The sequence below is a fragment of the Mesorhizobium sp. AR02 genome (assembly GCF_024746835.1).
Classification (GTDB): domain Bacteria; phylum Pseudomonadota; class Alphaproteobacteria; order Rhizobiales; family Rhizobiaceae; genus Mesorhizobium.
On the sequence record NZ_CP080531.1, the window covers coordinates 7247150 to 7267701 of the forward strand.

18 protein-coding genes are annotated in these 20552 nt (G+C 62.4%); 7 read left to right on the forward strand and 11 right to left on the reverse strand.

The window, feature by feature from the left end; all coding sequences use genetic code 11:
- Nucleotides 1-162 precede the first annotated feature (162 nt).
- Together DBIPINDM_RS39605 and DBIPINDM_RS39610 are read left to right on the forward strand one after the other, a co-directional pair.
- A complete protein-coding gene (locus DBIPINDM_RS39605) occupies nucleotides 163-2232 on the forward strand; it encodes a putative bifunctional diguanylate cyclase/phosphodiesterase (RefSeq protein WP_318036923.1) in 2070 nt (689 codons plus the stop codon).
- 103 nt (nucleotides 2233-2335) lie between these two features.
- Nucleotides 2336-3040: a polysaccharide deacetylase family protein gene (locus DBIPINDM_RS39610; RefSeq protein ID WP_258584451.1), complete on the forward strand. Its 705-nt coding sequence runs from the start codon at nucleotides 2336-2338 to the stop codon at nucleotides 3038-3040.
- A gap of 18 nt (nucleotides 3041-3058) precedes the next feature.
- Here DBIPINDM_RS39610 and DBIPINDM_RS39615 read toward each other — a convergent pair whose 3' ends face one another.
- Both DBIPINDM_RS39615 and DBIPINDM_RS39620 read right to left on the reverse strand, forming a co-directional pair.
- On the reverse strand, nucleotides 3059-3487 hold the full coding sequence (locus DBIPINDM_RS39615) for a MarR family winged helix-turn-helix transcriptional regulator (RefSeq protein WP_258584452.1): 429 nt from the start codon (nucleotides 3485-3487) through the stop codon (nucleotides 3059-3061).
- A gap of 19 nt (nucleotides 3488-3506) precedes the next feature.
- Nucleotides 3507-4455, reverse strand: a protein-coding gene (locus tag DBIPINDM_RS39620; protein WP_258584453.1) for an IS630 family transposase whose coding sequence is annotated in 2 segments (ribosomal slippage) — nucleotides 3507-4118 and nucleotides 4120-4455 — 948 coding nt in all. Because the reading frame shifts where the segments join, the coding sequence is not laid out codon by codon here.
- A gap of 198 nt (nucleotides 4456-4653) precedes the next feature.
- Between DBIPINDM_RS39620 and DBIPINDM_RS39625 the strand changes: the two genes are divergently transcribed.
- On the forward strand, nucleotides 4654-5061 hold the full coding sequence (locus tag DBIPINDM_RS39625) for a hypothetical protein (protein WP_258584454.1): 408 nt from the start codon (nucleotides 4654-4656) through the stop codon (nucleotides 5059-5061).
- 145 nt (nucleotides 5062-5206) lie between these two features.
- Here the strand turns inward: DBIPINDM_RS39625 and DBIPINDM_RS39630 are convergent, their stop codons facing one another.
- Nucleotides 5207-6400, reverse strand: a complete 1194-nt coding sequence (locus DBIPINDM_RS39630) for a phytanoyl-CoA dioxygenase family protein (protein ID WP_258584455.1) — start codon at nucleotides 6398-6400, stop codon at nucleotides 5207-5209.
- Between the two features lie 113 nt (nucleotides 6401-6513).
- Here DBIPINDM_RS39630 and DBIPINDM_RS39635 point away from each other — a divergent pair, with 113 nt between their 5' ends.
- Nucleotides 6514-7533: a LacI family DNA-binding transcriptional regulator gene (locus DBIPINDM_RS39635; protein WP_258584456.1), complete on the forward strand. Its 1020-nt coding sequence runs from the start codon at nucleotides 6514-6516 to the stop codon at nucleotides 7531-7533.
- 12 nt (nucleotides 7534-7545) lie between these two features.
- On the opposite strand, the gene DBIPINDM_RS39640 is transcribed toward DBIPINDM_RS39635, so the two are convergent.
- Nucleotides 7546-9591: an NADH:flavin oxidoreductase gene (locus tag DBIPINDM_RS39640; RefSeq protein ID WP_258584457.1), complete on the reverse strand. Its 2046-nt coding sequence runs from the start codon at nucleotides 9589-9591 to the stop codon at nucleotides 7546-7548.
- A gap of 137 nt (nucleotides 9592-9728) precedes the next feature.
- On the opposite strand from DBIPINDM_RS39640, the gene queF reads away from it, so the two are divergent.
- A complete protein-coding gene (queF, locus tag DBIPINDM_RS39645; RefSeq protein WP_258584458.1) occupies nucleotides 9729-10190 on the forward strand; it encodes a preQ(1) synthase in 462 nt (153 codons plus the stop codon).
- A 9-nt stretch (nucleotides 10191-10199) separates the two neighbouring features.
- On the opposite strand, the gene DBIPINDM_RS39650 is transcribed toward queF, so the two are convergent.
- The 6 genes from DBIPINDM_RS39650 to DBIPINDM_RS39675 form a co-directional block, all read right to left on the reverse strand.
- On the reverse strand, nucleotides 10200-10820 hold the full coding sequence (locus DBIPINDM_RS39650; protein WP_258584459.1) for a hypothetical protein: 621 nt from the start codon (nucleotides 10818-10820) through the stop codon (nucleotides 10200-10202).
- Nucleotides 10821-10824: 4 nt separating this feature from the next.
- Complete coding sequence (locus DBIPINDM_RS39655) at nucleotides 10825-11298, reverse strand: YbjP/YqhG family protein (protein WP_258584460.1); 474 nt, start codon at nucleotides 11296-11298, stop codon at nucleotides 10825-10827.
- 179 nt (nucleotides 11299-11477) lie between these two features.
- Nucleotides 11478-12587: a mandelate racemase/muconate lactonizing enzyme family protein gene (locus tag DBIPINDM_RS39660; protein ID WP_258589454.1), complete on the reverse strand. Its 1110-nt coding sequence runs from the start codon at nucleotides 12585-12587 to the stop codon at nucleotides 11478-11480.
- A 98-nt stretch (nucleotides 12588-12685) separates the two neighbouring features.
- Nucleotides 12686-13378, reverse strand: a complete 693-nt coding sequence (locus DBIPINDM_RS39665; RefSeq protein ID WP_258584461.1) for a corrinoid protein — start codon at nucleotides 13376-13378, stop codon at nucleotides 12686-12688.
- A gap of 96 nt (nucleotides 13379-13474) precedes the next feature.
- Nucleotides 13475-15124 carry an ABC transporter substrate-binding protein gene (locus DBIPINDM_RS39670; protein WP_258584462.1) on the reverse strand — a complete coding sequence of 550 codons (1650 nt, stop codon included), beginning with the start codon at nucleotides 15122-15124 and terminating at the stop codon, nucleotides 13475-13477.
- Between the two features lie 44 nt (nucleotides 15125-15168).
- Complete coding sequence (locus DBIPINDM_RS39675) at nucleotides 15169-16719, reverse strand: trimethylamine methyltransferase family protein (protein ID WP_258584463.1); 1551 nt, start codon at nucleotides 16717-16719, stop codon at nucleotides 15169-15171.
- A gap of 91 nt (nucleotides 16720-16810) precedes the next feature.
- On the opposite strand from DBIPINDM_RS39675, the gene DBIPINDM_RS39680 reads away from it, so the two are divergent.
- Both DBIPINDM_RS39680 and mutL read left to right on the forward strand, forming a co-directional pair.
- Nucleotides 16811-17713, forward strand: a complete 903-nt coding sequence (locus tag DBIPINDM_RS39680; protein ID WP_258584464.1) for a LysR substrate-binding domain-containing protein — start codon at nucleotides 16811-16813, stop codon at nucleotides 17711-17713.
- A 113-nt stretch (nucleotides 17714-17826) separates the two neighbouring features.
- Nucleotides 17827-19716 carry a DNA mismatch repair endonuclease MutL gene (gene mutL / locus DBIPINDM_RS39685; protein WP_258584465.1) on the forward strand — a complete coding sequence of 630 codons (1890 nt, stop codon included), beginning with the start codon at nucleotides 17827-17829 and terminating at the stop codon, nucleotides 19714-19716.
- A 19-nt stretch (nucleotides 19717-19735) separates the two neighbouring features.
- Here the strand turns inward: mutL and DBIPINDM_RS39690 are convergent, their stop codons facing one another.
- A complete protein-coding gene (locus tag DBIPINDM_RS39690) occupies nucleotides 19736-20494 on the reverse strand; it encodes a hypothetical protein (RefSeq protein ID WP_258584466.1) in 759 nt (252 codons plus the stop codon).
- Between the last annotated feature and the right edge of the window lie 58 nt (nucleotides 20495-20552).

Consider the following 20552-nt stretch of genomic DNA (forward strand, 5'->3'; position numbering starts at 1 on the left):
GAATGGTCAAATGCAGGCCGGCGGCGAAAGGTGGCGATAACCATTTCGCGATCTTTCCGCTCCTCCCCCTTGCCGGGCGGCTATCGGTTTCCAGTCCTGTTAACGTTTGCAGTTCAATGATGCTCATACAGGAATCCGTTGGCGAGAGGGCCGCCCCCGAACATGTCGCAGCAGCCGGTGCAAACCGTTTCAGGCAAGCTCATACTGCTGATCAAGGCCGGCTATTGGCTGGCGCTGCTGATCATTGCCGCCATGGTGGCGGCCTCCTTCGTCCTGCTGCAGCAGACGATGGCCACGCAGCAGCACAACCACACCTTGCTCGACATCGTCAGCACGCAGAAGACCTTGTCGCAACGCATCGTCTTCCTGGCCAGTGCAACAGGTGCCGCCTCGCGTGACAAGCAGCCGGCGCTGGTCGGCGCGCTCAAGCAGGCCACGGCGGAGTTCGAGACCAACTACGATCTGCTGCTCAAGCAGACCGGCGCGGATCCGGAATCGCCGGCCAAGCTCGATCCGAAGTCGATCGAGAGCGTGCTTTTCGCCAAGCCCTTCCATCTCGACTATTTCTCGGTCGGGCTGATCGCCAATGGCGACCGTCTGATCTCAGCCCTTGAATCGCGACTCAATCTCGACAATGAGGGCTACAAAGGCGGCGCCGAACGCGTGAACCTCGATGCCTCGGTCGCCAATGCCACCTTGTCGGGCTATGCCGCGCTCGGACAGCGCATCAGCGCCGAAGCCGACGAGCGCTCCGAAAAGCTGCTCACCCTGCACCGCACGCTGTTCTACGCCACACTCGGCGTCATCCTGCTGGTGGCGCTGTTCATCTTCAGGCCGATGTCCAACGCGATCCTGCGCAAGACGCGTGAACTGGTCGATGCGCGCAATTCGATGGCCTTCATCGCGGTTCATGACGGCCTGACCGGCCTGCACAACCGCACCTTCCTGACCGATCATTTCGACACGCTGATCAAGGGCGCGCACCGGCGGCGCGAACGCCTGGCTGTCGTCCAGCTCGACCTCGACCGCTTCAAGCAAATCAACGATACGCTCGGCCACGCCGCCGGCGACTATGTCCTGGTCATCACGGCACAGCGCATGCGCGATTCCTGCCGGGCGTCGGATCTGTGTGCGCGGCTCGGTGGCGACGAATTCGTGATGATCCTCAATGGAGCGGGCAGCACCGAGGACATCAACATGCTCGCGCGGCGCATCCTGGCGCACATCAACGAGCCGATCGTCTTCCAGGGCACCACCATTCTTCCGGGCGCCAGCGGCGGCATCGCCGTCTATCCGATCGATGCCAACAATGCGCAGGACCTGCTCGTCCATGCCGATCTGGCGCTTTATTCCGCCAAGAAAATGGGCGGTGGTAACTTCTCGTTCTTCTCGGAGGAATTGCGCCGCGAGCTCGACTACCGCAAGCAGCTCGAACACGACATCAAGGTCGCCATCGCCGAGCGGGCATTCCAGGTTTATTTCCAGCCGCAGGTTTCCCTGACCGACGGCACCATCAGCGGCATCGAAGCCCTGGTGCGATGGAACCATCACGAGCGCGGCATGATCTCGCCGGGCGAATTCATTCCGGTCGCCGAAAAATGCGGCTTCATGCCGGAGATCGGCCGCATCGTCATCAGCAAGGCAATCAACGAGGCCGCCGAATGGAACCGTGCCGGGATTGCCTTCGGCCGGCTTGCCGTCAATGTCTCGGGCACCGAGTTGCGCGAGCACGATTTCGATGCGTTTCTGTTCGAGACGCTGGAAAAGGCCGGGCTGCCGCCGCAGAAACTGTCGCTGGAAATCGTCGAATCCGTCATTCTGGATGACGAGAAGACGGGCATCGCGGCAAAGCTGCGTCACATCAGGGCCGCTGGCGTCCATCTGGAACTCGATGATTTCGGCACTGGCTATGCGTCGCTCAGCCACGTCAATCCCAACGAGATCGACCGGCTCAAGATCGACCGCCGCTTCGTCCAGAACATCCATGAGAATGGCGACAACTCGAAGATCGTGCGCGCCATCACCGAACTTGCCCGCGGCCTCGGCATCTCCATCGTCGCCGAGGGTGCTGAAACCGAGGCCGAACTCGACTCGCTGATGGCGATCGGCTGCGACCAGGTGCAGGGCTATTCCATCGCCTTCCCGATGCCGCAGGACAAGGCTTTGGAGTGGCTGACCGCCCGCATGCCGAAGAAGGCCAAACTGCGGGTCTTGCAGGGTAGCCTGGCGTAGCGGCCCGGCTTGACAACCAGCCGCCGAAATGGCGGCCTGTCGCGACAACAACCGGATCGTGCGGCTTATGACATTCTTTCGGTTTGTCCTGGCGGCCATGTTGATGTCCGCATGGCCGGCCTACGGGGCGGATCGCACCATCTATCTCACCTTCGACGATGGCCCGCTGAACGGCACCAGCAACATTCTCGACGTGTTGGCGGCAGAGCAGGTTCCGGCAACGCTGTTCATGGTCGGCATGCATGCCGAGGCCAGTGCATCCAACAAAGCGCTGGTGCGGCGCGCCAAGGCGATGCCGCTGGTGACGATCGGCAACCACAGCTACAGCCACGCCTACAATCACTACCGGCACTTCTACAGCGACACGGAAGGGGTGGTTGCCGACATGCTCATGGCGAATGCCGTGCTGGGCCTGAAGCCCGCGGTGCATGCGCGCCTGCCGGGGCGCGATGTGTTCCGGCTGCCTTCGATGTCAAAGAACGACAACTCGCTCGGGCAGGCACAAGCCGGCCGTGAGGATCCCGATTACGAGTTCGTCGCGGCTTCCGGCTTCTATCTCTATGGCTGGGACCATGAATGGGTGCACAAGGACAGCGGTGAGCCGGTCCAGAGCGTCGATCATCTGGTCAGCGAAATCGATCATCTGTTCGGCTATGGTCACTTCGCCAAGCCGGGCAAGCTGATCCTTTTGATGCATGACGAGATGTTCCAGGACAGGTTTGACGGCAAGACGCAGCTGACCAACCTGATCACTGCGCTAAAACTGCGCCATTATGCTTTTGGAGCGATTCCGGGCTATGACAACTGAGCCCATGGGACGGCTTTCCTAGCCTTCCACATTGTCCCGCAATGCCGCCAGCACCTGTGCAAACTCGGCCAGGCGATCGTCGGGCAGTCCTGTTCGAAGCCGCCTGTCGAAGACAAGTGCGGCTTGTCGCAATGTCTCGAACAGCGCTTCTCCCGCCTCCGTCAATTCGACCAGATGAACCCGGCGGTTAACGGGATCGCGGCGCCGGGTCAGCAGGCCCTGCGCCTCCATCGCGTTGAGGTGGTGGGTGAGCGTCGCGCCCTGGATGCCGATCATGCTGGCGAGCTCGCGCTGATTGGCTAGCCCATTCGACTTAACCGACAGCAGCGTCAGCCAGACCGGCAATGTACCGCCGGCCTCGACTAGAGCGGCGTCGAAGGCCTGCGCAACAAGCTTGGCGGTGCGGCCGAGATTCATGCCGACTGGCGGGCGTTCAAAAGGCGTCATTGCTGGACACTAGAGCCTTTCACGTTTTGACGGAAGCGTATCCGGCATTTACGAAGTAGTTCTTGCATTCGGCTGCCTCGATGGTTTCGACGAGGTGGCCGATGTGGCGCCACGTGTCCTCGATGGTGCGTTTCTGAGCTTGGCGCATCCAGTGTTTGATCTTGGCGAAGGCCTGCTCGATCGGATTGAGGTCCGGAGAGTAGGGCGGCAGGTACCAAAGCCTGGCGCCGGCAGCCTTGATCATCTGCCTGATGGCTGTCGATTTATGACTTCCGAGATTGTCCATGACGACAATGTCGCCAGGCTTCAGCACGGTGAGGAGCTGCTGCTCGACATAGGCGCGAAAGCATTGGCCGTTGATCGGTCCGTCGAAGACGCAAGGAGCCGCGAGCCGATCCCAGCGTAGCGCGCCAAGGAAGGTCAGCGTGCGCCAGTGGCCGTGCGGAGCCAGGCCGCGCAGCCGCTTGCCCTTCGGCCCCCAACCTCGCAGCGGAGCCATGTTGGTCTTGATCCAGGTCTCGTCGATGAAGACCAGGCACTGCGGATCGAGGCCGCTCTGCCAGGATCGCCATCGCTGGCGCCTGCGGGCAATATCAGCCCGCGCCTGCTCGAGGGCGAACAGCGTTTTTTTTGAAGCTCAGGCCCTCGCGGCGCAGGAACAGCCACACCGCATTGTGCGAGACCTTGACCCCGCGACCGGCCAACTCATCCTTCAGACCGTGCAGTGTCAGATGCGGCATCTCACGTATGCGTGCCTCGATGAAGGCACGGTGCGGCTCCAGCACCCTCTTACGATGTCCACCCATCTTGCCTGGTGCCACCGAGCCCGTCGTCTCATGGCGCTGCAACAGCTTCACAGCGGCTGAAATCGAAATGCCAAACCGTTTGGCGGCCGACCTGCGGCTCTCGCCACCCAAAACCGCAGCCACAACCCGCTCGCGAAGATCATTGGAAAGAGGTCGAGTCATCAGATGCTGGCCTCCACTCCAGCCAGCATCTTGAATCACAAAACCCACAAATCCGGAATCCCCGTCGATTACATCAAGGCGTGAACCGCTCTAGACGGTGTTTTTCCCAGATGGAACTGACTCCTTTCTTATACATTGACATCTAACAGTTAGATATCTAACTGTTAGCGCACCATCAGGCGAGCGAGGAGAGCCGGCATGCAATATGTCTACATCGTGGTCATCGGTCTTCATGTCCTGGCAGGCGTATTCTGGGCCGGCACCACGGTCACGCTGGCGCGCGATCCCGAGATCCGGGCCGAGCGCTTCATCCGGCCACAGTTGGGCGCCGCCGGCATGGTTTTCCTGACCGGGGCGCTGCTGTGGTATTTCTTCCACGGCGCCTATTTTGGCTCGACGGAGATGGTACTGGCGCTTGGCATTCTGACCGCCTTCGCCGCCGCCGGCGTTCTCGGCGCCATGGTCAGGGCGCCCAGCCGGCGGCTTGCCGGCGCCAATGCGGAAATCGAAACGCAACTGCGCGCGAGAATGGCGACGGGCGAACGCATCGCCGCGCGGCTGCTGGCCATCACGGTGCTGTGCATGGCTGTCGCCAGGATGTTCTGAGACGCAGCACCAGCTCACGAGACCGTACGTCGTCTGGCATCGAGCCAATGACGTGCGGGCGCGCGGTCAGGCCAACGTACACGGGCTCTCGTACGCAGGCTCGGCCGCGCGCCACCAACGGTGCGAATTGCAGCAGCTGCCTTTCTCAGGTCAGCTTCTGGCGCGCCTGCTTCTCGAGCGCCTCCACGAAGACGGCCGGTTCCCAACCTGCATCCAGTGCGCGATGGAAAAGCGCCTGCTGTGTTTCCGGTGCAAGGCCGCCGAGCGGCGGGTCGCGATCGAGATTGGTCGGAAAAGAATAGCCTTCCGCCGACGACGCTATAGCATTCTCAGCCGCTTGCCTGGTCAGGCTGCCATCGCCCAGCATGCGCTGGACAATTGGATAGAGGGCCGCGCTCATGCGGGTCCGGTCCACACTCTCCATGGCGCGGCCATAGGCCGATGAGACCTGCAACAGGTTCGCCATGCGCTGGATGTCGGCCGACCGGTTGGTGCCAGCGGCGTGGAACAGCGCCGGATTGAAGAACGCCGCATCCCCTTTCTTCAGGGGCAGTTGAACATGATGCGAGGTGAAATAGGCTTGGAATTCGGGGCGGTTCATTGCCAGGTATCCAGGCAGATAGGTCTGCGAATAAGGCAGGTAAAGCGTCGGACCGCTTTCCACCGGCATGTCGCAATGAGCGACCGCGCCCTGAAGCGTCAGCACAGGCGAAATCCGATGGACATGCACCGGATAGCGTTCGATGACCGATGCGGTCTGGAAGCCGAGATGATAATCCCGGTGCGCCGACTGGGACGCGCCGCCCGGCCTGACATTGTTCACCTGCGATGTGACTTGATAGGCCGGACCGAGCCAAGCCTCCGATATCAGCGCGATAATGTCGTTGCCGTAATAGGCGGCAAAGGTTGCGGGGTCGCGCAGGCAAAGCTTCTCCAACGCGTTCCACACCCGGTCGTTGGCGCCGGGCTTGGCAAAATGATCGCCGCCGCCTGCCCCGGCCGCGCGCTCCTCGGCGATGATGGTGTTGAAAGCCTCGGTGGCGGCATCGACTGGAGCCACATCTTCGAAAGCGCCGCGAAAGACGACGACACCCGGGCCGTCGGTCATCGCCTCGACCCATTCGGCGAGAAGCGCCTTGCGCCGGGCCGGATCGGCAGCGGCCGCGCGCACCGCCGCACCGTCATAGATCAGGACGTTCTTCTTCACCTCGGACGCGAACGGATAGTCCGCCAGATTTGTGGTCCGTTGCGTGGACGCCGCAAAATCGTCGATGCTGCACATATCGGCGGTTAGCCAGACACGATCGGATCTGAGCTTGGCAAAATTGTCGGCCTTCACGGCATCCTCCCCATGGTCTTGTTTCGACTGGATGGCGGAAGTATAGCTCCGGCTGAGAGGTGTCATATCGCTGAAACACCTCAAAAACACCTCAGGATTGATCGAGGCAGCTGATGTCGCATCCATTCCTGGTGAAGGACATCGCCCAGCAGGCCGGCGTCAGCATCGCCACGGTCGACCGCGTCCTACATGGGCGCAGCGGCGTGCGTCAGCACACTGTTCGCCGCATCGAGCAGGCGATCCGCGACCTGGAAACGCAGCGCTCCCAGCTCGGCTTGTCCGGCCGCAAATTCATTCTCGATCTTGTCATGGAAGCTCCGTTGCGCTTCACCGAGGCGGTGCGCGCCGCGCTGGAGGCCGAGATGCCGGGCCTGCACCCGGCCGTGTTCCGGTCACGCTACCACCTTGCCGAAATGAGAGCGGCTTCGAACACCGTCTCCCTGCTCGAAGCGATTGCCCGCCGCGGCAGCAACGGTATTTTCCTGAAGGCACCTGATATTCCGGAGATAGCAGCCGCGGTGGATCGAGTCGTTCAGTCGGGAATACCTGTTGTGACGCTGGTCACCGATCTGCCGAACAGCCGGAGGCTGGCCTATGTCGGCGTCGACAACCGCGCCGCCGGCGAAACGGCTGCCTATCTGATCGGCGCATGGCTTGGCGGACGTCGTGCCGATGTCCTGGTCACCTTGAGCAGCAACCGCTTTCGGGGCGAGGAGGAGCGCGAAATCGGCTTTCGCCGCGCCTTGCGCGACAACCTTCCCGATCTTGGGATCGTCGACATCAGCGAAGGGCACGGCATCGATCGCGCGACGGGCGAGTTGGTCCGCACCGCGCTGAAAAATCATCCAAACATTGCGGCTGTGTATTCCATCGGCGGGGGAAACGCCTCCATCGTGCAGGCATTCGCCGAGTTGAAACGGCCCTGCCGGGTGTTCATCGGCCACGATCTCGACGCCGACAATCTCGACTTGCTGCGAAGCCGACGCATTTCGGCCGTGCTGCATCACGATCTCAGGCAAGACATGCGCACGGCCTGCATCCACATCATGCGGGCACAGGGCGCGTTGCCGAAATCGGTCGCGCCAAGCGCGTCCAACATCCAGATCATCACGCCGTTCAACATGCCGGCCTGAGTGGGCCGTGCGTTAGATCCGCAAGCCGAACCTTATCCCGTCATAGATGGCGGCATGGATGTTGCGCGAAGCGACCGCATCGCCGATGCGCAGCAGCACGAAGCCGGCCTCTGGATTGCGTGCCGGGAAAATGTCGCCACCGTTGACCAGACGTTCGTAGTCAACCGCGCCGCCATTCTTCGACGGCGGTTTGAGGCTGAGGTAGAGATCGTCGAGCGGCGCTGTGCCATGCTCGACCACCACCTGGTCGACCCTGCGCTCCCCGCGCCAGCCATCGGCAAAATCCGAAGCGAGTTCCGCAACCAGTTGATTGCCCTCGCGCCGCACCGAGCGCAGGCGCGTGTTGATGGTGATGGTGACGCCCTTTTCCTGGAAAGCGCGCATATACGGCACGTGGTTCATGCCGCCCATTTCGGGGGCGAAGAAACGCTCCGGCGACACCAGTTCCAGCCTCACGCCGCTGTTGGCGATCAACTCGGCCGCGCCCATGCCCTGATGACCGCCATTGTCGTCATAGAGCAGAACGTTCTCGGCCGGCTTGACGCTGCCGGCCATGATGTCCCAGCTCGACGTGACGAGATTGTCGCCCGCTGTCAGCGGCGGGTTCTGCGGCAGGCCGCCGGTGGCGATGACCACCACATCGGGCGCCAGCGCCAGAACATCGTCCTTTTCCGCCCAGGTATCGTAGCGGATTTCGACGCCGAGCCGGTCGAGTTCGGCCAGCCGCCAGTCGATGATGCCGATCAATTCCTTGCGGCGTGGGTTCTGCGTCGCCAGCCGCACCTGGCCGCCCGCTTGCGACGATGCCTCCAGGATCGTGACATGATGGCCGCGCTCGGCTGCGACACGCGCCGCCTCCAGCCCGCCGGCGCCAGCACCGACGACGACGACTTTCCGCTTGGGGCCTTCGGTCTTGACGATGATGTGCGGAATCTCGGCCTCGCGGCCGGTCGCCGCATTGTGGACGCACAGCGCCTCGCCGCCTTCGTAGATGCGGTCGAGACAATAGGTGGCGCCGACACAGGGGCGGATCTCGTGCTCGCGGCCCTCCATCACCTTTTTGATGATGTGCGGATCGGCGATATGCGCACGGGTCATGCCGACCATATCGAGCTTGCCGGTGGCGATCGCATGGCGCGCGGTGGCGACATCGGAAATGCGCGCCGCATGGAAGGTCGGGAATTTCGTCGCCGCCCTCACCTCGCCGGCGAAATCGAGATGTGGCGAAGACCGCATGCCGGTCACCGGAATAACCTTGGTCAATGCCGCGTCGCTCTCGATCGACCCGCGGATGATGTTGAGGAAATCGACCTTGCCGGAGCCGGCCAGCCGCTTGGCGATCTCGACGCCCTCTTCCTTCGACAGGCCCTGCGAAAAGTCCTCGTCGGCGACCATGCGGATGCCAACGACGAATTTCTCGCCGACCGCCGCGCGCACGGCATCCAGTACCATATTGGTGAAGCGCAGGCGGTTGTCGAGCGAGCCGCCATACTCGTCGTCGCGATGATTGGTGGCCGGCGACCAGAAGCCATCCATCAGATGGCCGTAGGCCTCGAACTCGATGCCGTCGAGGCCGGCGGCCTGGCAGCGCTGGGCCGCCGACGCATAATCGGCGACAATGCGTTCGATGTCCCAGTCCTCGATGGTTTTCGGGAATGCGCGGTGCGCCGGCTCGCGCACCGGCGAGGCCGAGAGCACCGGCAGCCAGTCGGCCTTGTTCCAGCCCGTGCGGCGGCCAAGATGGGTGATCTGGATCATCACCTTGCAGTCATGCTCGTGGCAGGCCTCAGTGAGTTCGGCCAGCCACGGCACGATGCGGTCGTCATAGACATGCAAATTGCCGAAGGCAGCCGGGCTGTCGCGCGAAACGATCGCCGAGCCGGCGGTCATGGTCAGCGCCATGCCGCCTTTGGCCTTTTCGGCATGGTAGAGCCGGTAGCGCTGTTTCGGCATGCCATCCTCGGAATAGGCCGGCTCGTGGCTGGTCGACATCACCCGGTTCTTCAGCGTCAGATGCTTGAGCTGGTAGGGCTGGAGAAGCGGGTCGTTGCTGGTCATCGTCTTCCTGCTGTTTCAAATTGTGTGAAGCAGCATGTGCTGCTCCTTTTCCCATTCAAGCACCGGATTTGTCCGAAAACCGCTGCGCATTTGTCGATCCGATGCTAATGAGCGGCAAATTCGAAGGAACCCCGCTCATGATCGATACCAAAACCCTTACCCAGCTCGGCGCGCACGTCGAGACGCCACAGAGCCCCGAAGCAGCAGTCCTGGAGACCGTGCCGTTTTCACGCGGCGACGGCCCGCCGGCGATCGTGCGCTTCACCTGTCCGGAATTCACCTCGCTGTGCCCGGTGACCGGCCAGCCGGATTTCGCCCATATCGTCATCGACTACGCACCCGATGCGGCTCTGGTGGAATCGAAGTCGCTGAAGCTGTTCATGACCTCATTTCGCAACCACGGCGCCTTCCATGAAGATTGTACCGTCATGATCGGCCGCCGCATCGTGACAGCAACCAAGCCGCTGTGGTTGCGCATAGGCGGCTATTGGTATCCGCGCGGCGGCATTCCGATCGATGTGTTCTGGCAGACCGGCGCGCCACCGGAAGGCGCCTGGCTGCCCGACACCGGTGTGGCCCCCTATCGCGGGCGCGGCTAACTCGGCCCCTCATTCGCACTGATACTGGCTGAGCGCCCACTCGCCGGTCACCGAAAGCAGGTCCGATATCTTCCAGTCGCCGTCGACCTTCTTGAGTTTCCATTCAAGACGGTGCGGGTTGCCGGCGACGACGAAAGCGACAATGACCTTGGCCTGGTCGCCATTGATCGCTTCGAGCGTCTTCAGGCTCTTGTCGATCTGGTCCTTGTCGTAATCGGCATTGTCCAGCGCCATGTTGGGATCGAGGCATTCGCCCTGCCCGGATTTGCGCAGCGCGTCGCTCTTGTCGAGCACGGTTTTCGCCGGATCGGTGAAATGGCTGCGCTGCGCCGGATCGATCTCCAGGCCAACCTGATTGTAGAACGGCTGCACCACCGCCGTCGGCGATCCCGGCTGGATGGGTGCTGCAGGTTCGCTGGGCGGCCAGGCAACCGGCGGCGTTGCCGGCTCCACCGCACCGCCCGGTGCATTGGCGGGCGGCGTCCCGCTGTCGGCAGGAGCGCTAGCCGAGGGCGCGCCTTCGGCCGGAGCGTTTGCCGGGGGCGCGCCAAACAAGCCTTGCGCAGCCGTGCCGCTCAAACCCGCCAGCAGGCAAATCGTCGACAGCGCCAAGACCGGGCGACAGGCCATCGCATCACTCCTGGCCGGCCACGCATTCCAGCGCACTGAGCTTCCAGTTGCTGGTCTTGGAAGCAATGTCCGATATCTTCCACTTGCCGTCGATCTTCTTGAGCGACCAGACCATTTCCCGTTTGGAGTCATCGCCTTCCGAGAAAAGGCTGAAGGACGCAGTAACCTCAGCATTGTCGCCATCCACCGTCTCGGACAGTTTCAGCGTCTTTGAGACCGTCTTCTGGTCGAAATCCTGCGCATCCAGACCAGGATCGAAGTCGATGCAGGCAACCTGGTCCGGATTCTTCTTGGTCGCCTGGTCGTTGAGATCGAACAGTTTCGTCACCGGCTCGGTGAAGCGATCCCGGTATTGTGCGTCGGCCTCGAATTTGACCGCCGGAACATAGAAGAACTTGACCGCGTCGGACGCCGGACCGGCAAAGGCGACTGCGGGCAAGGCTGTCGATAGGGCGGCAAGGAGCACTGTCAGTCGCATGCAGAATCTCCGGCTTTTGGTGGCTTGAATCAATCAACACCACGCATCCTGCATACCGGCTTTTTTGCCGCTCATGAAGCCCCGGGACGCCAGCCTCGCATGCCCAGCCAGATGTTCTGGAGGTTCGCAATTGCCGACGATACTGGCCCGATACAATCGCCGCGCGCGTCACAGGATCCTCAGCCTCCGAAAGTCGCGATCGGCGTTTTGAGTTGGGAGCGCTCAGGCTTGACACCGAGCCCTGGCATCTGCGGGACGCGTATATGCCCGTTTTCGATGACGATGGGATTTACGGGATCGATATGCCCTTCGATGTATTCCTGGGCGATCCAGGCCCCCTCAAAGCGTCTCGGCTCGACGGTAGCGGCCAGATGCACGCATGCCGCGGCGATGACGTCCCCACCCCAGGCGTCGTCGCAGCTGTGCGGAAGAGATCGTATCGCACACAGGTCGCGGACCGTGGCCATCTTGGTAAGGCCGCCAAGGCGTGTGACCTTCAATCCGAATCCGTCCGCGATACCTGAACAAACCGCCCGCAGGACAGCATTCAAATCCTCGGTGTTCTCGTCGAGGTAGACCGGGTGGGTAACGCGTCCCTTGAGGCTCGCGACTTCCTCCATGGTGTTGCAAGGCTGTTCGAAGGCGAACGGGATTGCCTGGCAAAGCCGGTCGATGTGCAGCGCCGCCGCGGCGGTGAGGCCACGATTGGCGTCGACGGCTATCCGGGCCTTGAAGCCAACCGCTTCCCATACCTTGTGCACGGTGGCGACGTCCTGTTCGAGATCCCGTCCGGCTATCTTGATCTGGAGCCGTGGGTATCCTGCCTTGACCTTGTCGACGGCAACACGCGCGGTTTCATCCGGTGCGTCGACAATAGTCGAGTAGTAAGAGGGCACACGATCGGTGAGCGCACCCCCCAGAAGTGTTGAAACCGGAACGCCCAGCCGCTGCCCGGCGAGATCGAGGAGAGCTATGTCCAAGGCCGCCTTGGCATAGTTGTGACCGTTCAACCGCTCGTCCATTCTTTTCGCGAGGCGGCGCATGGACGTAGTGTCCTCACCAACGAGCCCAGGCGCTATTTCGGCAATTGCCGCTCTCGCGCCCAGAGCATGTTGGGGCTGATAAACAGGGCCGACCGGGCAAGTCTCACCCCAACCTGACAGCCCGTCCTCGGTGGTTACTTCAACGAGCGTGCTGTCCAGATCCTGCACGGTATCGCTAGCCATCCGGTAGGCACCGCCTTTGACAGGCAGAAGCATCTGATAGACTTTGATCGACTCGATACGCATACGGACCTCAGCCCCTTCGAGCCAAGCGATTCTGGCCATCTTGCCATCCCGGTGCATTACCGCACTCTCGGTCACGAACCTGGATCGAACTGCCCTGCTCAAGCGCGGACGTTGTGCTTGCGCTTCATGAAGTCCTTGGCGGTCTCGACCGCCACCGCGGCATCGCGGCAATAGGCGTCGGCACCGACGGCCTTGCCGAATTCCTCGTTGAGCGGCGCGCCGCCAACCAGCACGACATAGTCGTCACGGATGCCCTTTTCCTTCATCGTGTCGATGACGACCTTCATGTAGGGCATGGTCGTGGTCAACAGAGCCGACATGCCGATGATGTCGGGCTGATGCTGCTCGATCGCATCGAGATATTTCTCGACCGCGTTGTTGATGCCGAGATCGATGACGTCGAAGCCGGCGCCTTCCATCATCATGCCGACGAGGTTCTTGCCGATGTCGTGGATGTCGCCCTTGACGGTGCCGATCACCATCTTGCCCTGCTTCGGTGCGCCGGTGGCGGCGAGCAGCGGACGCAGGATGAACATGCCGGCCTTCATGGCGTTGGCGGACAACAGCACTTCGGGAACGAACAGGATGCCGTCGCGAAAATCCTCGCCGACGATGCGCATGCCTTCGACCAGCGCCTCGGTCAGCACCTTGTAGGGCACCCAGCCCCGCTCGAGTAGGATGCGCGTGCCTTCCTCGATCTCTTCCTTCAAGCCGTCATAGAGATCGTCGTGCATCTGCTGCACCAACTCGTCGTCGGAAAGTTCGGAAAGGATGATCTCGTCGTCGGACATTTTGCCTGTGCCAATTGCCTGTCAGTGATTTACGGGCCGCCGGCACCTTTGTCATAGGTGCCGGCGGCGGTTGATTGCAAGATCTCGGGAGTTAGATCAGGCGTCCAGCCAGACGTTCTGGAAGTCCATTTCGTAGGTCTGGTGCATTCCGTAGTTCTTCACCTTCTTGCTCATGTGGCAGTAGAGTTTCTGCCAGAAAGGCTGGATGATGACGCCGGAATCCTGCAGGATCTGCTCGACGTCCTTCATCACCTCCTTGCGCTTGGCAGGATCTGCCAGCGAAAGCGCCTGCTTCAGCTTGGCGTCGAAATCCGGGTTGGCATAGGCCGTTTCGTTCCACGCCTCACCCGAGCGATAGCCGAGCGCCAGCACCTGCACGCCCAGCGGACGCATGTACCAGATCGTCATGGAATAGGGATATTTCGTCCAGTCGTTCCAGAAGGTCGATCCCGGCAGAACGGTACGCTTCACCTTGATGCCGGCGTCGCGCAACTGGCCGGCGATCGCATCGCCGGTGTTCTTCTGCCATTCGTCCTCGACGGTGATCAGTTCATGCTCGAAGTCGGCCTGTCCGGCGTCGGCCATCAGCTTCTTGGCGGCAGCGGCATCCCGCGTCTTCTTGGGCAGCGGATAGTATTCGGGATGGATCGGGGCGACGTGGTGGTTCTCGCCAACCGTGCCGAGCCCGGCATAGCCCAGTTGCATGACGGCATTGTTGTCGACGGCCATCTGCAGCGCATTGCGCACCCGCTGGTCGTCATAGGGCTTGTGGGTGATGTTGGTGCGGGCAACGAGCGTGGTCGCCGTCGCGACCTCCGATTTCACCAGACCCATCTTGTCGAGGGGGTCGATGAAGTCGGCCGGCGTTTCGAAATCGAGGTCGATCTCGCCGGACTCGAAGGCATTCAGCGTGGCGTTGAAGTCAGTGCCGTAGTCGATGAACTCGACGCTGTCGAGTGGTGCTTCGCCACCCCACCATTTGCCGTTCTCGCGGCGCTTGACCACCGCCTTCGAACCCACGGCATAGGACACCAACTCGAAAGCCCCGGTACCGATCGGCTTCTTGATCGGGTCGGCGCCATCCTTGTCGAAGTCGCGATGCACGACCAGCGCCGGATAGTCGGTGAAGCCCGGTATGATCGCGATGTCGGGTTCGGCCAGCTTCAGCTTGACCGTGAGGTCATCGACCTTGGTGATGGCGCCATCTTTGGCCTTGCCGGTCTTTGTGTCGATCAGCGCGCCGACGCGTGCCGCCATGGAATTGCCGGAAGCACCCTTCTCGCACCAGCGGTTCAGATTGGCGACCACGTCATCGGCGTTGAAAGCATCGCCATTGCTCCAGGTGATGCCTTTGCGCAGATGCAGTGTGTATTCGGTGGCGTCGTCATTGACGTCCCAGCTTTCAAGCAGCACCGGCTCGAAAGTGAACTGGTGCGTGTAGCGGACGAGCGGCTCCAGCCAGCAACGGGTGACGTTTGCCATCTCGGTCCAGTCATAGGTGCGCGGATCCTTCTGTGCCTTCACCGACATCGCGACATGCAGCGTTCCGCCCTTTTTTGGTTCATCGGCCAGGGCCTTTGTCGGCGCGGCAAGACCGATCATACTGTAGGCGAAAGCCGTCGACGCGCCGAAGGCGCTGGCCAGCGCCAAGAATTCGCGCCGGTCCATGCGGCCTGCACACGTCTCTTTCGCCATTGCCTCGATAGCGCCCGGCACGCGGTCGCCATTGCTTCTGAAGAGCGTCATGTTTTCCTCCCTTAGTTGTTCCCGTTAATTGTTCGTCCGTCGCGTCAACTGACGCTGTTTGGCAGCGCCTCCTCGCGTCGCGCAATGAAATCCGTCAGCCCCTCCGCGATACTCTCATCGAGCTTCGGCTCTTCATAATCCGCGAGCATGTTGCGCGCTTTCTCGCGGCCGCGCGTGTCGTGGTCCTTGGCGCCTTCGGCGTTCCACTGCTCGTACGAATTGAAGTCCATGATGGTGGGCATGAAGAAAGCGGACTCGAAATGTTCGAGCGTGTGCTGGGTGCCGAGGAAATGGCCCTGCGGCCCGACCTCGCGGATCGCCGCCATCGCTTCCTTGAAATCGTCGAACGGCAGACCGCCGGCATATTTGTACCACCCGACAAGCTGCTCGCAGTCGGTGGCGAATTTCGAATAGCCGCAAGTGAGCCCCGCCTCCAGCCATCCGGCCGAGTGCCAGATATAGTTGGCGCCAGCAAGGATAGCGGCATGCATCAGCATGTTCGCCTCGTAGCCGGCCTGGGCGTCGTTGAGCTTCGAGCCGACATGGAAGCCCGAGGTGCGCCACGGCAGTTTATATTTCCGCGCCAGCGCACCCATCAGATACATCATCTGGGCGGCCTCCGGCGTGCCGCCCATCGGGGCGCCAGTCTTCATGTCGACGGTCACCATAAACTGGCCGTAGATCTGCGGCGAGCCGGGACGCAGCAGCTGCGTGAAGGCGATGCCGGCCAGCGCTTCTGCGTTGACCTGCGCGACCGCGCCGACGGCGGAGGCCGAGGTCGAGGCGCCACACAGCGCGAAGGGCGCCAAGATCAGCGGCTGGTTGCTGCGCGCGTAGACCTTCATGGCGTCCAGCATGGTGGCGTCCCACACCAGCGGCGAGTTGCAGTTGGTGATCGACACCAGCACCGGATTGTCTCGGACGTAGTCCTCGCCGAACACGATGCCGGCCATCGCCATCGTGTCTTCGGCGCGTTCCTTCGAGGTGACGATGCCCATGAACGGCTTGTCGGAATGCTTCAGCGCCGAATGGATGATGTGCAGGTGACGCTTCGGCACCGCAATTTCCATCGGCTCGCAGATGACCGAGCTCGACGAGTGCAGCGCCGGCGCCATGTAGGCAAGCTTGTGGAAATTGTTGAGGTCGGCGAGCGAGCCGTAACGCCTGTTGTTGTCGAGGTCGCGCACATAGGGCGCGCCATACATCGGCACGAAGATGGAGTTCTTGCCGCCGACGCGGACGGTACGCTCGGGGTTACGGGCATTGAGGGTGAATTCCGACGGGACCTTGGAGACAAGTTCCATCAAGAGTGCACGGTCGATACGGACGCGCGTCTCGGAGACATCGGCACCGGCCGCCTTCCACAGGGCGATCGCCTCATCGTCGCGGAACTCGCAGCCCACCTCTTCAAGGATCAAGAGCGATTCCTCGTGGATCAGCTCCACCGCCTCGTCCGGAACCATCTGATAGGCAGGAATCTGGCGCACCAGCGTCGGAAACGAGGCTATGGGTGCGCCGCGTATCGCCTTGCGCCCCAGGCGGCCGCCGCTTCTGCGGTTGGCGTGTTCGGTCACTGCAACGGCCGGTGCATTCATGGCAACTCATCCTCCAACAGTCTGTCAACTTAGCGAGACGAAATATAGCTGTGACGCTGGAAAATCCTGATCTCTTGTATAAACTCTGCTTATGCGAAGCCTGCGCCACCTGCTGCCCTCCGCCGGCAGCCTCATCGTCTTCGAGGCAGCCGGACGGCTGTCGAGCTTCACCGCCGCCGGGCGCGAGCTCGGCATGACGCAGGCGGCCGTGTCCTACGCCGTGCGCGGGCTGGAGGAGCAGCTCGGCGCCAAGCTCTTCCAGCGCCGCCACCGCCAGGTTCTCCTGACGGAGGCCGGCGAGCGCTTCCACGCAGACGTCTCGCTCGGGCTGTCGCATATCCGCAAGTCGGCGGAGGATCTGCGCCTGCAGGCGAGCGGCGGCCATGTCACGCTGGCCGCCTCGACCGCCTTTGGCTCGTTCTGGATGATGCCGCGCCTGCAGCAATTCCGCGACGAACTGCCTGGCGTTGATCTACGCATCCAGACCGCCGACCGCGACCTCGACATTATCGCCGAGGGCATCCCGCTCGGCGTGCGCGGCGGCGTGCCGCGCGACTGGCCGGACTATCATTCGCTGTCGCTCTCCGACGAGGAGATCTTCCCGGTCGCAGGCCCCAACTATCTGGCGAAGTTTGGGCTGCCGAAAACCGTCGAGGAACTGGCGACACACCGACTCATCCATCTCGAGGAGCCCTACCGTGAGGCCCCGAACTGGGACGAATGGTTCGCGTCCGCAGGAACCAGCCTCCGTAATGCCGAGCGCGGCTTGCGCATCAATGATTATGCCTTGGTGATTCAGGCGGTCATGGAGGGACAAGGCATCTCGCTCGGCTGGCGACATCTGGTCGAGCGCCTCGTGGCATCAGGACTATTGGTGCCGGTGACGGATCATGTGCTGAGGACCGGCATCGGATTCTACGTCATCTGGCCGAAGAACCGCGAACTCAGCGACAATGCGCGCAAGGTAAGGGATTGGCTGGTGGCGCAGGCGTGATGCCGCTCCATCGCGCAACTGCGATCGCAGCGATTCGTCCCGCCAACGTCCCCATCGTCTGTGAAGGCATCTAAAGCTTCCGCACACGTCTCGAATCCGCCTATAATCACGAAATGCCCATTCGCCAGCTTTCCGAAACGATGATCAACCAGATCGCCGCCGGCGAAGTCATCGAGCGTCCGGCGAGCGTGGTCAAGGAACTGGTCGAGAATGCGCTCGATGCCGGCGCATCACGCGTCGAGGTTGTCACCGCTGGCGGGGGTCTGAACCTGATCCGCGTTACCGATGACGGGTCGGGCATCCCCGAACCGGAGCTGTCGCTGGCCATCGCGCGCCACTGCACCTCCAAGCTCGCCGAGGATATCAACGACATCCGCTCGCTCGGCTTTCGTGGCGAAGCGCTGCCGTCGATCGGCTCGGTGTCGCGACTGTCGATCCGGTCGCGCACGGCTTTGGGCGACAGCGCCGCGGAGATCGGCATCGAGGGTGGCCGCGTGCTCCCCGTCAGGCCGGCGGCGGCCAATCGCGGCACGACCGTGGAGGTGCGCGACCTGTTTTTTGCCACGCCCGCCCGGCTCAAATTCATGAAGGGCGAGCGCGCCGAAAGCTCGGCGACCAGCGATGTGGTCAAGCGCATCGCCATCGCCTTCCCCGCCGTGCGTTTCACGCTCGCCGGCTCCGACCGCTCGACGCTGGAATTGCCGGCAACCGACGACAGTCCGGAGGGTAGCTTGCGCCGTGTCGCCCAGGTGATGGGGGCCGAGTTTCCCGACAATTCCATCGCCATCGACGCGATGCGCGAAGGTGTGCACCTGACCGGCCATGTGTCGATCCCGTCCTTCACCCGCGCCAATGCGCTGCAGCAATATGCCTATGTCAACGGCAGGCCGGTGCGCGACAAGCTGATCGCCGGCGCCATTCGCGGCGCCTTCGCCGATGTCCTGCCGCGCGACCGCCACGCGGTGACGGTACTGTTCCTGACTCTCGATCCGGCCATCGTCGACGTCAATGTCCACCCGGCCAAGGCCGATGTGCGCTTCCGCGACCCGGGCCTGGTGCGCGGGCTGATTGTCGGCGCCATCCGCCAGGCACTGGCCGATGCCGGCATCCGTTCGGCCACCACGGGCGCCGCCGGCATGATGGCGGCATTCCGGCCAGGTGCCGCCTCCTATAACCATGGCGGCCCGGCCAACGGCCACCGCAGCTACGAAGCAGCGTACCGCGCGTCCGGCTCCACCGGCTTCGACCCCGCGCGCTCGCCGCAGCGGCCGCTCGACATGCAATTCGAAGGTGCGGGCTTTGAACGCGCCGGCGCAAGGCACGGCGGGTTTGGTGAACCCGGCCAGGCGGCGTTCGATGCCGGAGAGCTCGCCAGCGCCGATGCACGCGCCGGGCAGAGCGAGGCGGCTGAGACGTTGCTCGGCACGGTGCTCGGTGCGGCCCGCGCCCAGGTGCATGAAAACTACATCGTTGCCCAGACCAGGGATTCGCTCGTCATCGTCGACCAGCACGCGGCGCATGAGCGGCTGGTTTACGAAGCCCTGAAGAACGCCCTGCATTCGCGCCCCGTGCCCTCGCAGATGCTGCTCCTGCCAGAAATCATCGATCTGCCGGAAGAGGATGCCGAGCGGCTAGCCATGCATTCTGAAACATTGGCTCGCTTCGGGCTCGGCATCGAGCGTTTCGGCCCGGGCGCCGTTGCCGTGCGCGAGACGCCGTCGATGCTTGGCGAAACCAATGTCCAGCAATTGGTGCGCGACCTCGCCGACGAGATCGCCGACAACGACACGGTCGAGACGCTCAGGGAAAGGCTGGACAAGATCGCCGCCACCATGGCCTGCCACGGCTCTGTCCGCTCCGGCCGCCTGCTCAAGGCCGAGGAGATGAACGCGCTGCTGCGCCAGATGGAGGCCACGCCGGGTTCGGGCACCTGCAACCATGGCCGCCCGACCTATATCGAGCTCAAGCTGGCGGATATCGAGCGGCTGTTCGGGCGGCGGTAACGGCCAATGGGCAACGCCGTTACTTCTTCTGCTGATATTTCCGGGTCGTGCGATTGAAGACATAGTCCGTCGTGTAGCCGGCGCCGGCGCCGCGAAAATTCACGGAAATGATGTCCTTGCCGTGCTCCACCCCCTTCTGGACATTCATGTAGATGGGCGTCATCAGCATGCCTGCGTTGCAATCATCGTCGCCGAAGCGGATTTGCTGGACGATCTTGCCGCTGCTCTTTTTGATGACCTGCATTTTCGTCATGCAGATGCCGGCGCTGGTGTTCGCGTAGACGCCGGCGAACCTGTCGGCGGCGGTCTCCGCCCAGAAGGGTATCTCGACGGTGCCGTCGATCTTTGCGTCGCCAGTGTCATCGAAGCTCGCGACCTTCTTGAGAAGGACGGGCAATTTGTCGGCGCCCTTGCTCCAGCTTCCCGACGCGCCGTCCGCGTTGACATCGAGAGTAAACGGGCAGCCGGCGGTATCGACTGGCGTCTTTGATCCCATCACCAAGACCCGGTCGAATTCCTTGTCGTCCGCGATCTCGCAAAGCGAGATTTTGGTGCCGTTGACGGTGCCGTACAGGGCAATCGGCCTCTGCTTTGCGTTGTAAAAGTAACTTCCCTCGACGGTAATGCCGCTGCCGAAACTGTCATATCTCTGCAGCGACAGATGGACCGGATCAGGCCCGACGGTTCCTTCGTAGTTTTCGACCTGATACCAGCCCGCGACGGCTTCCCCGGTCAGCAACAAAACGCAAAAGAGTGCCGATATGAGCCGTTTTCCCATTCCGTCCCCCAGTGAAAGCGGCTCACCATAACGGCCCTTCCTCTGGGTGTCTGCATGC